Genomic DNA, 11,916 nt, shown 5'->3' on the forward strand with positions numbered 1-11,916 from the left:
CGACAGCGACGTTGATGCGCGCGACTGGATCGCGATGAAGGGCAGCTATGATCTGGCGGTTGGCTACAGCCTGATTTTCTGGCCCACCTTCCACCTCGTCGGCGGTTGCGTGCGTACCGGAGCGTGGACGCCAGAAGATACCGCCAAAGCCAGGCCTGTGCCTCAGGCGGAGCGCCGTGACGTCGAAGCCTTGCACAACCACATGGTTGACCTTCACTGCAATGACGAGACCCTGACAGAGGCCCAGGCGCGTTATCTCGGCCGGACGCTGAAAGCGATCTATGAGGTCAAGCTGAAGGCTGACTTTCCGGACCGCAGTTTCACGGTCTACTTTCCCGACGAGCCCGACCTAGACATCGATGCCTATCAACTCACGTTCTGGCAGGCCTGACTCACTCCCCCGCCACGACCTCAGCGCCAGTCCGTCCCGCCCTTACCCGATCAAACTCCGCCCACACCCCGCCATCCCCATGCCACTGCCCCCGCGTGGCCGCCTTCGAGTACTCCGTACTCCGCGCCTCGAAGAAGTTCGCGTGCTCCACGCCGCTCAGCATGGACTGCAGCCACGGCAGCGGGTTCTCCCGGGCGGCGTAGACTTCCGGCAACCCCAGCTGCCGCAACCGCCAGTCGGCGATGAAGCGGATGTATTTCTTGATGTCTTCCGGCGTCATGCCCTGGACTTCGCCGGCCTCGAAGGCCAGGTCGATGAACTTGTCCTCCAGGCCCACCACGGTCTTGCAGCAGTCGACGATGTCGTCGGCGACGCTCTTGGTGACGCAGCCGGTCTCGGCGTTGAAGGCGTGGAACAGCTTGACCATGCCTTCGCAGTGCAGGCTTTCGTCGCGGACGCTCCAGCTGACGATCTGGCCCATGCCCTTCATCTTGTTGTGGCGCGGGAAGTTCATCAGCATGGCGAAGCTGGCGAACAGCTGAAGCCCCTCGGTGAATCCGCCGAACATGGCCAGCGTTCTGGCGATATCCGCGTTCGTTTCGACGCCGAACTTCTGCATGTAGTCGTGCTTGTCGCGCATCGCCTGGAATTCCAGGAACGCCGTGAACTCCGCGTCCGGCATGCCGATGGTCTCGAGCAGCAGGGCGTAGGCGGCGATGTGGATGGTCTCCATGTTGGAGAACGCCGCCAGCATCATCTTCACCTCGGTAGGTTTGAAGACCCGGGCGTAGCGCTCCATGTAGTTGTCGTTCACCTCGACGTCGCTCTGGGTGAAAAATCGGAAGATCTGGGTCAGGAGGTTACGCTCCCGGTCGTTCAGGTTGGTGGCCCAGTCCTTGAGGTCCTCGCCCAGCGGGATCTCCTCGGGCATCCAGTGGACCTGCTGCTGCTTCTTCCAGAAGTCGTAGGCCCACGGGTAGCGGAACGGCTTGTAGGCGTGGGACGGGGTGAGCAGGCCGGGGAGCTGGCGGATGTTGGATGGGGATTTCTGAGTCATCGAGTCGCCTGCCCACTGGTGGATTGGGCTCAGAGTGTATCAACATCTTGTGGTCGTAAAGCTGCCTCCACGCCGCATGTAGGGGTTTTCCACGGAGAACATCGTGGCCGGTGGATATGTTCCACATGGCACGGCGGGCGCCCTTCTCCTCAGCCGTAGGGGGAGGGGACCCTGCGTAGCAGGGTGGAGGGGGCTTGCAGGATGAATCTGAGCGGTGGGCCCCCTCCACCCCCCTTCGGGCGGTCCCCCTCCTCTTACGGGTGAGGAGACCGGATGCGCCAACCCCGCCCGTCAGACCTTGGCGGCGCGGGGGCGGATGGGGACGATCTCGGCGGGGGGGCGGGCGGGGGGCTTGGGCCGCGAGCCGTGGACCATGGTCGAGTGCTCCATCCGGTGGATGAACTCGCGCACCCGCGGATAGATCTCCTCGCGGAACCGCTTGCCGTTGAACACGCCGTAGTGGCCGACGTGGGGCTGGATGTAGTCCTCCTTCAGCTCCGGCGGCAGGCCGAGGCAGAGGAAGTGGGCGGCCTGGGTCTGGCCGATGCCGGAGATGTCGTCGTTCTCGCCCTCGACGGTCATCAGGCCGATGTCGGTGATCCGCTCGGGCTTCACCTTGCGCTCGCCATGGAAGAGCTCGCCCTTCGGCAACAGGTGCCGCTGGAACACCACGTCGATGGTCTGGAGGTAGAACTCCTCGGTCAGGTCGAGGACCGAGAGGTACTCGTCGTAGAATTCCAGGTGCTTGTCGGCGCTGTCGCCGTCGCCGTCCATCAGCTGCTGCAGATAGTTGCGGTGCGCTTCCTTGTGCTTCTCCAGGTTCATCGACATGAAGCTGGCCAGCTGGACGAAGCCCGGATAGACGCGCCGGCCGGTGCCCTGATAGGGCGGCGGCACGTTGTAGATCATGTTGCTCTCGAACCAGCCGAAGGGCCGATCCTCGGCCAGCTTGTTGGTCACGGTCGGCGACAGGCGCGCGTCGATCGGCGAGCCCATGAAGGTCATCGAGCCGGGGCGGCTCTCTTCCTTGTCCTCGGCCATCAGGGCCGCGGCGGCCAGCACCGGCGGGCCCGGCTGGCAGACGGCGACCACGTGCGGCCGCGGCCCCATCTGGCGCAGCATCTCGCGGATGTGGTCGATGTAGTCGTGGAAATCGAAGCGGCCTTCCAGGAACGGCACGTCGCGGGCGTTGGTCCATTCGGTGATGAACACCTCCTGGTCCTGCAGGAAGGCCTCGACGGTGCCGCGCAGCAGGGTGGCGTAGTGGCCGCTGAGCGGGGCGGCGATCAGCAGCGCCGGCTCCAGCTCGGTCTTGCCGGCGCGGCGCAGGTCGGAGGTGTCGCGCGCGAAGTGGGTCAGCTTGCACCAGGGGCTCGACCAGACGGTGGTCGGGCGCACCCGCACCTGCCTGCCGTTGATCACGACGTGGTCGATCTTCCAGTCGGGCTTGCCGTAGCGCCGCGTCAGGTTGGCGAACAGGTCGGTATTGGCGAACATCCGGCGCCCAATATCGCTCTGAGCGCCCGGATTGAGCGGCGAACTCCAGAAATCGCGGGCGGCGAGCGCCATCCGCCGCAGGGGAGAGGTGGCATAGTAGCCGGCTTCATAGAGGCTGTAGAGCATTGGGGTCGCCCGCCTTTGGTGCGCTGCAACATAACATGCGGAACCTTAACGAGCTCCGCAAGCGTTACGTGGCGTGCGGCGGCAAAGCTTCAGCAGCGCTCGGCGTTCGGGCCCAGTTTCATGGCGGTCTCGATCCTGGCCGCCGTTTTTTCAGGCCCCTCGCCATAGGGCAGCACACAGGCGAACCGGCCCTTGGGGGTCATCAGGTAGCTGTAGGCGGCATGGTTGACGACATAGTCCGCCCCCTCGCCCTGCTTCTGGTAGTAGACGCGGTAGGCCTTGGCGGCCACGTCCACCTGGGCGGGGGAGCCGGTCAGGCCCAGCAGGCGCTTGGGGAAGGCCGGATTGGCGACATAGGCCCGCATCTGGGCCGGGGTGTCGCGGCCGGGGTCGACCGAGACGAAGACGGTCTGGAAGTGCTTGCCCGCTCCGCCCAGCAGCGGCTCAACCTGGGCCAGCTCGAACAGGGTGGTCGGGCAGATGTCGGGGCAATGGGTGAAGCCGAAGAACACCACGCTCCACTTGCCCTTCAGCACTTCCTGGTTGACCGTGGCGCCTGAGGTGTCGATCAGCTGGAACGGTCCGCCGATGGCAACCGTTTCGGTCTGGGGTCCCAGCACACCCTTGCGGACGGCGAGGCCGGTGAGAACAGCGAGCGCCAGGGCCAGGAGCGCGATGAGCGCCAGGATCCGCTTGGACATGTGGACGTTCCTTTGGCGTAGAGTCCCTGGGGGTCGGTTCCGGGTCGCCGGCGCGCCGGCCCGATGGCCATGACGGACGCCTACGCCCCGACCGCGGCTTTCGATACGGCCGCCCCCGCGGGCGCGCAAGACGTCTGGGACACCGCCGCCATCCGCCGGGGCCACCTGCGGGTCCGCACCCTGGTGAATGTCCGCTGGATGGTGCTGGTCGGCCAGGCCCTGCTGCTGGCCGCCATGGGGTTCGGCCTCGACTACAAGGCGCCGTATCTGCTCTGCGCCCTGGTGGTCGCCGCCGGGGTCGGGGTGAATGTGCTGACCGCCCGGACGTCGGTCGCCCAGCGGGTGCTGAGCGACCACGAGGCGCTGGGCCAGCTGGCCATCGACATCGCCCAGACCACCATCCTGATGGGCTTCATCGGCGGCACGGCCAACCCCTTCGTGCTGGTGCTGATCGCCCCGGTAACCCTGGCGGCCGCCACCCTGCCGCTCAGGCCCCTGCTGCTGCTGGGCGGCCTGGCCTCGGTGGCGTCGCTGGCGCTGTCGGTGGTGGCGCTGGGCTATCCCTCGGTGGCGCCGGAGCCGCGGCTGACGGTGGAGTACCGGATCATGTCCGGCATCGCCAACGTCGCCGGGATCTGCCTGATCGCCGGCTTCGTGCGCCAGTCGGTGGTGGAGGCGGCCCGCATGGCCCTGGCCCTGGACGTCACCCAGGCGGTGCTGGCGCGCGAGCAGCGGCTCTCGGCGCTGGGCGCCCTGGCCGCCGCCGCCGCCCATGAGCTGGGCACCCCGCTGGCCACCATCTCCATCGTCTCCAAGGAGATGATCCGCGAGGCGCCGACCGCCCAGGTCAAGGAGGACGCCGAGCTGCTGCGGTCGCAGGCCGAGCGCTGCCGCGAGATCCTGCGCCGCCTGGCCGCCACCCCGGACAAAGCCACCGACGAGGTCCATGAGCGGCTGTCCCTGCGCCAGCTGGTGCAGGAGGTGATCGAGCCCCACGCCAACACCTCCCGAGAGGTCCGCGTCGAGGCCATCGTCACCGGCGCCAAGGGGGTGAAGAGCCCTGACATCCGCCGCCTGCCGGAGATCACCCACGCTTTCACCTCGTTCGTGGAGAACGCCGTCGACTTCGCCAAGTCCGAGATCCTGGTCTCCGCCCGCTTCGACGCCGACAGCGTGACCATCGAGGTCCGCGACGACGGCCCCGGCTTCGCGCCGGAGATCCTGGCCAAGCTGGGCGAGCCCTACGTGACCACCCGCCCGGGGGCGGAAGGTTCGCGCACCGGCCATATCGGGATGGGACTGGGCTTTTTCATCTCCAAGACGCTGTTAGAACGAACGGGCGCCACCGTGACCTTCCGGAACGGCAAACCACGCGGTGCGGTGGTATCTGCACGCTGGGCTCGCTCAATAGTTGAGGTAATTTGACGTACACGCGGCGAAGCTTGCGCAAATGCATTTAGGTGCGACACTCCGCCACAGCCCTCAGAGGAAGGACGACGCATGACCGATCTGTCCGCCGAAGTCACCGCACTGGCCGACAAGAGCCTGCTGGTTCTGGATGATGACGCACCCCTGCGGACCCGCCTCGGTCGCGCCCTCGAACAGCGGGGCTTCGAGCCCACTCTGGTCGGCAGCGTGCAGGAGGCCATCGCGGCGGTGAAGGTCCACGCCCCGGCCTATGCGGTGCTGGACATGCGGCTGGAGGACGGGTCCGGGCTGAAGGTGGTGGAGGCGCTCCGCGACGCGCGCGCCGACGCCAAGATCATCATGCTCACCGGCTATGGCAACATCGCCACGGCGGTGCAGGCGGTGAAGGCCGGCGCGGTCGACTACCTCTCCAAGCCGGCGGATGCCGACGACGTGGTCCGCGCGTTGCTGGCCAAGGGCGACGCCTCACCGGCCCCGCCGGAAAACCCGATGAGCGCCGACCGGGTCCGGTGGGAGCACATCCAGCGCGTCTACGAACTCTGCAACCACAACGTCTCGGAGACCGCGCGCCGCCTGAACATGCACCGCCGAACCCTGCAGCGCATCCTGGCCAAGCGCGCGCCACGGTAAATCCCACCCTTCCAAAAGGCCGTCATCCCACGGCCGCCCGCAGGGCGGCGCGGATTGGCGGTAGCCGTTTTTCTGCCCTTCTCCCCCTGCGGGAGAAGGTGGCCCGCGCAGCGGGTCGGCTGAGGGGTCAATCAGACCTCAGGATCGGCCCCCGGAACGTGAGCGGCTTGCAGTATGGCGCCAACGACCTGCCAGTCGCGGCTGTAGATGTCGTTGTTGCTGAACCTCAGGACGCGAAAGCCTTGCGAAGCCAGCCAAGCGTCTCGCTGGCCATCATGCTCGGTGTCGTGGAATGGCCCGTCCGCCTCGATCACGAGCCGATGGCGCAGACACACGAAGTCGACGATGTAGCGGCCGACGGGGACCTGACGCCGGTCACAGTTCCGTCGCCATCACACCCCCCGCGCGCAGGGCCGCCAACCGCGCGAAGGCCAGGGTCAGGGCCTTGCGCCGCGCGCCGGCCAGGGGCGTCACCGGGGCCTCGCGCAGGATGGCGCCGCCGAAGGCGTCGGCGACGATCAGCCCCGGTTCCTCCGGCAGGATCTCGCGCGGGAACTCCGGGGCCACGGCGAAGGCGAAGGCGTCGCAGTAGGGCCGGTACTCCGGCCACTTCAGGTCGACGCGGAAATCCTCGATCCCCGACTTCACCTCGACGATGAAGATCTCGCCCTTCGGCCCCAGCGCCATCAGGTCGGCGCGCCGCGCGTTCGGCAGGGTCACCTCGGCCAGCGGCGCATAGCCCAGCGCGCTCAGCAGGCGCGCAGCGCCGCGGGTGACGGTGGCGGTGGTCTCGGGGCGCGAGACGGTGACGACGGTAACGTCCATGCCGAAACCTTGTTCCGGCTACGTTCCGATATCAAGAGGCCTCAGCCGCGCGCCGGCGCCGGAAATTCCAGCCGGCCGACGTCGAAGCCCAACTGGCGGATGCGCGCCACGGCCTGCGCCTTGATCGCGGCCGGCAGGGTGGGCCGGGTCGACATCAGCCACAGGTACTTGCCGTTGGCGGTGGCCAGCACCAGCCAGCCCTGCTCCGGACGGTGTTCGACCACCACATAGTCCTGGGTCACGATCCCGCCGAAGAAGCTCATTTTCAGCCGGGCGTTGGTGCGCGGGTCTGCGACCACCGCCTTGGCCTTCCATACCGAGAGCGGGCCGTCGGGACTGCCCTTGTGACAGGACTGCACCACGGCGAAGCCGCGCGGCGCGGCGGTCCAGTCCGACGCCCCGGCCTGGCAGCCGGTCTGCAGGCTGTTGGGGACCCGGGCCACCTCGTACCAGCGGCCCATCATCTGGGCGATCTCGATCCGGCCTGTCGGCTCGGGGGCCGCCTGGCCGGCGGCGGGCGCGAGCAGCAGGCAGGCCGCGAGTGCGGCGAAGGCGAGACGCTGGATCATGTTGCACTGCAATAGAGGGTTCGGGTGACGGATCAACGCTTCCCGGCGCGCGCCATAGGGACGCAGGCGCAGATGACCGCGATCTGAACAGGTTCGTCAGGGGCGGCGCCCTGTCCTGGCGAGCCGGGACGACTACCGCGCGAAACCGAGCTCCGGCTGGCTCACGGTGCGGGCCTCTTCCGGCAGGTGGCAGGTGAAGGTGGCCCCCGCGCCGGGCTCGCTTTCCAGCGCCACCCAGCCGCCGTGCAGTTCGGTCAGCGCCTTGACCAGGGCCAGCCCCAGCCCGGGGCCGCCTCGCTCGCGGCCGATGAAGCGGTCGAAGATGTGCGCCTGGACGTGGAACGGGATGCCGCGCCCGGTGTCGGAGACCTGCAGCTGCACCTCGCCCAGCGCCTTGCGCGCGGCCAGCGTCACCGTGCCGCCGGGCGGGGTCTGGCCGATGGCGTTCTCCATCAGGTGGTCCAGCACCTGCGACAGCCGCCGCCGGTCGCCGCGGATCGAGCCTACGTCGTCGGGCCGCTCCAGGACGATGGCCACCTTGCCGGGCTCAGCCTCGACCCGCCAGCGGCTGGTCACCTCCATGAGCAGGTCGCCGACGTTCACCTCCGACAGGTCCAGCGCCATCTCGTCGGCGTCGATCTGGGCCATGTCGAGCACGTCGTCGATCGAGCGGGCCAGCTGGATGGCCGCGGCCTTCACCGAGGCGGCGTGGCCGCGGGCGCGTTCCGGCAGGGCGTCGCCGGCATGCTCCAGCAGCTCCGAATAGCCGATGATGGTGGTGAGCGGGGTGCGCAGCTCATAGGAGACATTGCCCACAAAATCCCGCTTCAGCCGCTCGGCCTCGCTCAACGCCTGAACCCGGTCGGCGAGCGCGCTTTCCAGCCGCTTGGCGTCGGTGACGTCGGTGAAGGCGATCAGGGTCGCGCCGTCCGGCAGCGGCCGGGTGCGATACTCGGCGATGCGGTCGTCGGAGGTCTGGGCCTCGCCGGTGATCGGCATGCGCGCGCTGGGATCGGGGTCGGCGACCCGGCCCTTCAGCTCCTTCCAGAACGACATGTCGTGCAGCTTGGGAATGCACAGGTCGACGATGCCCTCGAAATCGCCGGCCGCCTCCAGCTGCAGTGGGGTGATGTTCCAGAACCGCTCGAACGACTCGTTGTGCAGCCGCAGCCGCCCGTCGGAGCCGAACACCGCCACGGCGTCCGACAGCTTGTCCAGGGTCGCCTGCTGCACCTCCACCAGGGCGCTGAACTGGGCCTTCATCTTCAGGTCGTCGGTGATGTCGGAGAACAGCAGCAACAGGCCGCCCAGCGGATGCGGCTGGCGCACCACGCGCAGGGTCTTGCCGTCCGGGGTGCTCCACAGGTCGTCGGGCGCCGCGTCCAGCTGTTCGTAGCGGTTGAGCTCGGCGGCCTTCCACTTGCCGTAGTCGGCGGTCTCCGGCAGGCGGCGGCGCTGGCGCAGGCGGTCCAGCACCTCGCCGTGGGTCGGGCGCTCGATCAGCCACGCGGGCTCCAGGCCCCACAGCGCGGCGAAGGCGGTGTTGTGGAAGCTGAGCCGCTTGGCGCGGTCGAAGATCACCACCGCGTCGTCCAGCCGGTTCAGGGTCTCGTCGTGCGCCTCGATGTTGCGCTTGGTCTCCTCGCGGGCTTCCTCCAGGTCGGTGACGTCGTCGGTCCAGACGCCCACGCCGCCGCCGTCCAGCGGTTGGGCGGTGATCTGGAAGGCGCGCCGGCGGCCGCCCAGGCTGAGCCACCGCAGGCCCTCGCGTCGTTGCCCCAGGTTCGCGGCCTCGCTGGCGAGCGCGTCGGCGCCGCGGTCGAAGGCGGCGCCCCGCTGGGCGGCCTCGTCCAGGCTGGCGGCGTCGACCGCCTTCAGCCAGGCGCCGTTGACCCAGATCGGCGAGCCATCCGCCGCCGCCAGCCAGGCCGGCGCGGACCGGGCATTCAGGAAGGCGGCGAAGCGCGGCGCGGTCGGCAGGCCCTGGTCTTCGCCAAGCACGGCCGAAATCCTGAGCCACGCCAGCGCCCCCGCCGCGCGGCCCTCCACCGTGACCACGCCGGCCGGGCCCTTGACCTCGAAGGCGCAGGCCTCGCCGCGTTCGAACAGCGCCCGCAGGCGCCGCGCATGGTCGGGGTCGGCGCGCATCAGGGCGTTCAGCACCGCCTGCGGATCGGTCTCCGCCAGGCCCAGCGCCTCGCGGCAGACCGCCAGGCTCTCCTCGCCGGAGGCCAGCAGGGCGTGGCCCTCCTCGACGGCCAGCAGCGCGGAATCGAACGCCTCGACCGAGGCCTGGGCGGTCTCGGCCCCGGCCTCCAGCTGGCGGACGCGCACGCTGAGCTCCGCCACCCGGCGGTCGGCGGCGCGGCGTTGGGCGAAGGCCCAGAGAACAGCGGAAATGGCCAGGCTGACCGCACCTGCCGCGGCCGCCAGCATGAGTTCGTGCGCGCTCATCGACTACCCGGCGAATCAATCCCGTGCAGCTTAGAGCGCGGGCGGCGTTCTATCCGACGGCATTTTCAGCGAGAATGCGCCCGATGACGGCGATCCTCTACCCCGTGGCGGTCAATGCCGAGCTCGCGCTCTCGCGTCCGGCCGGTCGCGCGGCCCGGCAAAGCGACGCGCGCCGCCGGGCCGGCGAGGCGGTGGTGTTCTGCAGCGACCCGGTCGGCCCGGCCTTCGCCACCCGCGAGGTGGCGCTGGACGCCTATCGCGGCCGGGTCGACGACGAGCGCACCGGCGCCGTGCCGGAGGCGCAGGACCGCTACTGCCGGCTGGTGCAGCAGGTGGCCGGGGGCGCGCGTCGCGCCAATCCCATCGCGCCCACCAACGCCGACGGCCACCGCTGGCCCGAGCCCGGCAAGCCGCCCCGCACGGTCTGGCGGCTCAGCGTGTCCTACTGGCGGATCGGCACGGCCGAGCGACCGCTTGAGGCGCCCCAGGCGCGGGCCGCGCGCAAGTCGAAGGCGGCGGTGGACCCTGAGACCCTGCGCGCCATCGCCGACACCCCGCTGCGCCCCACCAAGCCGCAGCAGCCGCTGGACATCGGCCTCTTTGAAATCCGTCCGCCCGACGCGCCGCATATCGTCATGCCCGATGAATGACCCCGACGCCTCCGTGGCGGGCCGCGCGCCCTCCCTGGACGATTTGGCCGAGATCGCCGAACGCGCCTTCGCCGCCCTGCCCGAGGGGTTCCGCAAGCTGGCCGGCGACGTGGTGTTCCGCGTCGACGACTTCGCGTCCGACGAGATCCTGGCGGAGATGGGTATCGAGGACCCGTTCGACCTCACCGGCCTCTATTCCGGCGTCAGCCTGGCCGACCGGTCCGGGTTCGGCGCCGAACCCGAGCCCAGCCGCATCTTCCTCTACCGCCGCCCGATCCTCGACGAATGGGCCGAGCACGGCGAAGTCACCCTGGAAGAGCTGGTCAGCCACGTCCTGGTCCACGAGATCGGCCACCACTTCGGCCTCAGCGACCCGGACATCGAGGCGATCGAGGCCAGCGCCTGAACGTCCGCTCCCATGCCATGGCAGCGGACGGGAAGGTGGGCCAGGAAAGTGACGCCCCCGTCATATTCATTGACTGAACACGGATCGGCTTGCATGGTCTGCGCCTTCGAACAGGCGAGGAGCGCTCCCATGGCCGCCGACGGCAACATCACCAAGGACATCATCTACGACGCCGTCGCGCCCGACGACTTCGAGTCGATGCTGGAGCTGGACCGCTACGGCAACCGCTCCACCGCCTTCGACAAGATCATCAGCGCCACCCACGACCACTTCTGGGATCCGCTGGACAAGAAATACATCGACTTCGACGAGCCGTTCGACATCGAGAACATCATGATCCTGCCGGAGACCATGGTGGGGGCGCTGCGCCTCGACTACGTCAATTCCATCCTGACCGACCAGAAGGACCGCGTGCGGTTCGCCAACGCCCAGGCGCTGCGCACCTTCTCCTCGATCCTGCACGGCGAGCAGGGCGCGCTGAACCTGTCGGCCAGCCTGTGCCATGTGCTGAAGGACCAGGGCGCGCAGGAATACGCCGCCAACCAGACCCGCGAAGAGGCCCGCCACGTCACCGCCTTCGCCAAATACATCAAGGCGCGCTGGGGCCGGCCGGTGGAATGCGGCCCGATCCTGAAGGACCTGCTGGTCGACATCATCGGCAGCCCCGAGGTCTACAAGAAGATCATCGGCATGCAGATGCTGGTGGAAGGCCTGGCCATGGGCGCCTTCGCCACCGTGTTCAATCAGACCAACGACCCGCTGGCCCGGAAGCTGACGCAGCTGGTGATGACCGACGAGGCATTCCACCACAAGTTCGGCAAGATCTGGGCCGACCGCACCATCCCCCACCTGACGGCGGCCGAGCACGAGATCATCGAGATGTGGGCGGCGCACTGCTTCCAGACGCTGCTGTTCAACCTCGTGGCCCCCACCCAGAACGTCGGCCTCTATGAGGAGTTCGGCCTCGATCCCAACCGGGTGATCGAGGAGATGGGCAAGCTGATCAACGACGAGACCCGTCGCGAGGACATGAAGGAAGCCACCAACATCTTCCGCGTCCTGGTAAAGACCCTGCTCAACGCCGGCATCATCACCGACCGCACCAAGGGCTTCTATTCGATGTACGTCGACATCGACGAGCTGAAGAACGAGGGCGACAAGATGGTCGGCGACGACATCGCC

At 68.4% G+C, this 11,916-nt stretch carries 12 protein-coding genes and 1 pseudogene; 6 read left to right on the plus strand and 7 right to left on the minus strand.

Annotated features, from left to right (window positions below; translation table 11 throughout):
• Positions 1-391 (plus strand): hypothetical protein (locus Q0R13_RS10625; protein WP_293903571.1); only part of this gene is annotated, 391 nt, incomplete at its 5' end.
• Position 392: 1 nt separating this feature from the next.
• Here Q0R13_RS10625 and Q0R13_RS10630 read toward each other — a convergent pair.
• The 3 genes from Q0R13_RS10630 to Q0R13_RS10640 all read right to left on the minus strand — a co-directional run bounded on the left by Q0R13_RS10630 (position 393) and on the right by Q0R13_RS10640 (position 3,772).
• Positions 393-1,448, minus strand: a complete 1,056-nt coding sequence (locus Q0R13_RS10630; RefSeq protein WP_293903573.1) for a ribonucleotide-diphosphate reductase subunit beta — start codon at positions 1,446-1,448, stop codon at positions 393-395.
• A 291-nt stretch (positions 1,449-1,739) separates the two neighbouring features.
• On the minus strand, positions 1,740-3,071 hold the full coding sequence (gene phaZ, locus Q0R13_RS10635; RefSeq protein ID WP_293903576.1) for a polyhydroxyalkanoate depolymerase: 1,332 nt from the start codon (positions 3,069-3,071) through the stop codon (positions 1,740-1,742).
• A gap of 89 nt (positions 3,072-3,160) precedes the next feature.
• On the minus strand, positions 3,161-3,772 hold the full coding sequence (locus tag Q0R13_RS10640; protein WP_293903579.1) for an SCO family protein: 612 nt from the start codon (positions 3,770-3,772) through the stop codon (positions 3,161-3,163).
• A gap of 63 nt (positions 3,773-3,835) precedes the next feature.
• Between Q0R13_RS10640 and Q0R13_RS10645 the strand changes: the two genes are divergently transcribed.
• Positions 3,836-5,197 (plus strand): ActS/PrrB/RegB family redox-sensitive histidine kinase, encoded by a 1,362-nt coding sequence (locus tag Q0R13_RS10645; RefSeq protein ID WP_293903582.1) that lies wholly within the window; start codon positions 3,836-3,838, stop codon positions 5,195-5,197.
• Between the two features lie 75 nt (positions 5,198-5,272).
• The gene (locus Q0R13_RS10650; protein WP_293903585.1) at positions 5,273-5,830 is read left to right on the plus strand and encodes an ActR/PrrA/RegA family redox response regulator transcription factor; all 558 of its coding nucleotides are present in this window, start codon (positions 5,273-5,275) and stop codon (positions 5,828-5,830) included.
• 131 nt (positions 5,831-5,961) lie between these two features.
• Here Q0R13_RS10650 and Q0R13_RS10655 read toward each other — a convergent pair.
• The 4 genes and pseudogenes from Q0R13_RS10655 to Q0R13_RS10670 all read right to left on the minus strand — a co-directional run.
• A pseudogene (locus Q0R13_RS10655) lies at positions 5,962-6,192 on the minus strand (endonuclease domain-containing protein); the annotation flags it as partial.
• 13 nt (positions 6,193-6,205) lie between these two features.
• Positions 6,206-6,655, minus strand: a complete 450-nt coding sequence (mmcB, locus tag Q0R13_RS10660) for a DNA repair putative endonuclease MmcB (protein WP_293903587.1) — start codon at positions 6,653-6,655, stop codon at positions 6,206-6,208.
• A 41-nt stretch (positions 6,656-6,696) separates the two neighbouring features.
• Positions 6,697-7,224 carry a lipocalin family protein gene (locus Q0R13_RS10665; protein ID WP_293903589.1) on the minus strand — a complete coding sequence of 176 codons (528 nt, stop codon included), beginning with the start codon at positions 7,222-7,224 and terminating at the stop codon, positions 6,697-6,699.
• 132 nt (positions 7,225-7,356) lie between these two features.
• Positions 7,357-9,678 carry a PAS domain-containing sensor histidine kinase gene (locus tag Q0R13_RS10670; protein WP_293903591.1) on the minus strand — a complete coding sequence of 774 codons (2,322 nt, stop codon included), beginning with the start codon at positions 9,676-9,678 and terminating at the stop codon, positions 7,357-7,359.
• An 83-nt stretch (positions 9,679-9,761) separates the two neighbouring features.
• Here Q0R13_RS10670 and Q0R13_RS10675 point away from each other — a divergent pair, with 83 nt between their 5' ends.
• The 3 genes from Q0R13_RS10675 to Q0R13_RS10685 all read left to right on the plus strand — a co-directional run.
• Positions 9,762-10,328: a hypothetical protein gene (locus tag Q0R13_RS10675; RefSeq protein ID WP_293903594.1), complete on the plus strand. Its 567-nt coding sequence runs from the start codon at positions 9,762-9,764 to the stop codon at positions 10,326-10,328.
• Positions 10,321-10,734, plus strand: coding sequence for a metallopeptidase family protein (locus tag Q0R13_RS10680; RefSeq protein ID WP_293903597.1), 414 nt, complete (start codon positions 10,321-10,323; stop codon positions 10,732-10,734). Before Q0R13_RS10675 ends, Q0R13_RS10680 begins: the two co-directional genes overlap by 8 nt.
• Before the next feature lie 129 nt (positions 10,735-10,863).
• The coding region (locus Q0R13_RS10685; RefSeq protein WP_293903599.1) for a ferritin-like domain-containing protein at positions 10,864-11,916 on the plus strand (1,053 nt) is incomplete at its 3' end.

Source organism: Phenylobacterium sp., assembly GCF_025351295.1.
Taxonomy (GTDB): Bacteria; Pseudomonadota; Alphaproteobacteria; order Caulobacterales; family Caulobacteraceae; genus Phenylobacterium.

Bases quoted from the DNA above. Each gene is read 5' to 3' on its own strand.
- Q0R13_RS10630 (WP_293903573.1), bottom strand. From the start codon at position 1,448: ATGACTCAGAAATCCCCATCCAACATCCGCCAGCTCCCCGGCCTGCTC.
- phaZ (WP_293903576.1), bottom strand. From the start codon at position 3,071: ATGCTCTACAGCCTCTATGAAGCCGGCTACTATGCCACCTCTCCCCTG.
- Q0R13_RS10640 (WP_293903579.1), bottom strand. From the start codon at position 3,772: ATGTCCAAGCGGATCCTGGCGCTCATCGCGCTCCTGGCCCTGGCGCTC.
- Q0R13_RS10645 (WP_293903582.1), top strand. From the start codon at position 3,836: ATGGCCATGACGGACGCCTACGCCCCGACCGCGGCTTTCGATACGGCC.
- Q0R13_RS10650 (WP_293903585.1), top strand. From the start codon at position 5,273: ATGACCGATCTGTCCGCCGAAGTCACCGCACTGGCCGACAAGAGCCTG.
- mmcB (WP_293903587.1), bottom strand. From the start codon at position 6,655: ATGGACGTTACCGTCGTCACCGTCTCGCGCCCCGAGACCACCGCCACC.
- Q0R13_RS10665 (WP_293903589.1), bottom strand. From the start codon at position 7,224: ATGATCCAGCGTCTCGCCTTCGCCGCACTCGCGGCCTGCCTGCTGCTC.
- Q0R13_RS10670 (WP_293903591.1), bottom strand. From the start codon at position 9,678: ATGAGCGCGCACGAACTCATGCTGGCGGCCGCGGCAGGTGCGGTCAGC.
- Q0R13_RS10675 (WP_293903594.1), top strand. From the start codon at position 9,762: ATGACGGCGATCCTCTACCCCGTGGCGGTCAATGCCGAGCTCGCGCTC.
- Q0R13_RS10680 (WP_293903597.1), top strand. From the start codon at position 10,321: ATGAATGACCCCGACGCCTCCGTGGCGGGCCGCGCGCCCTCCCTGGAC.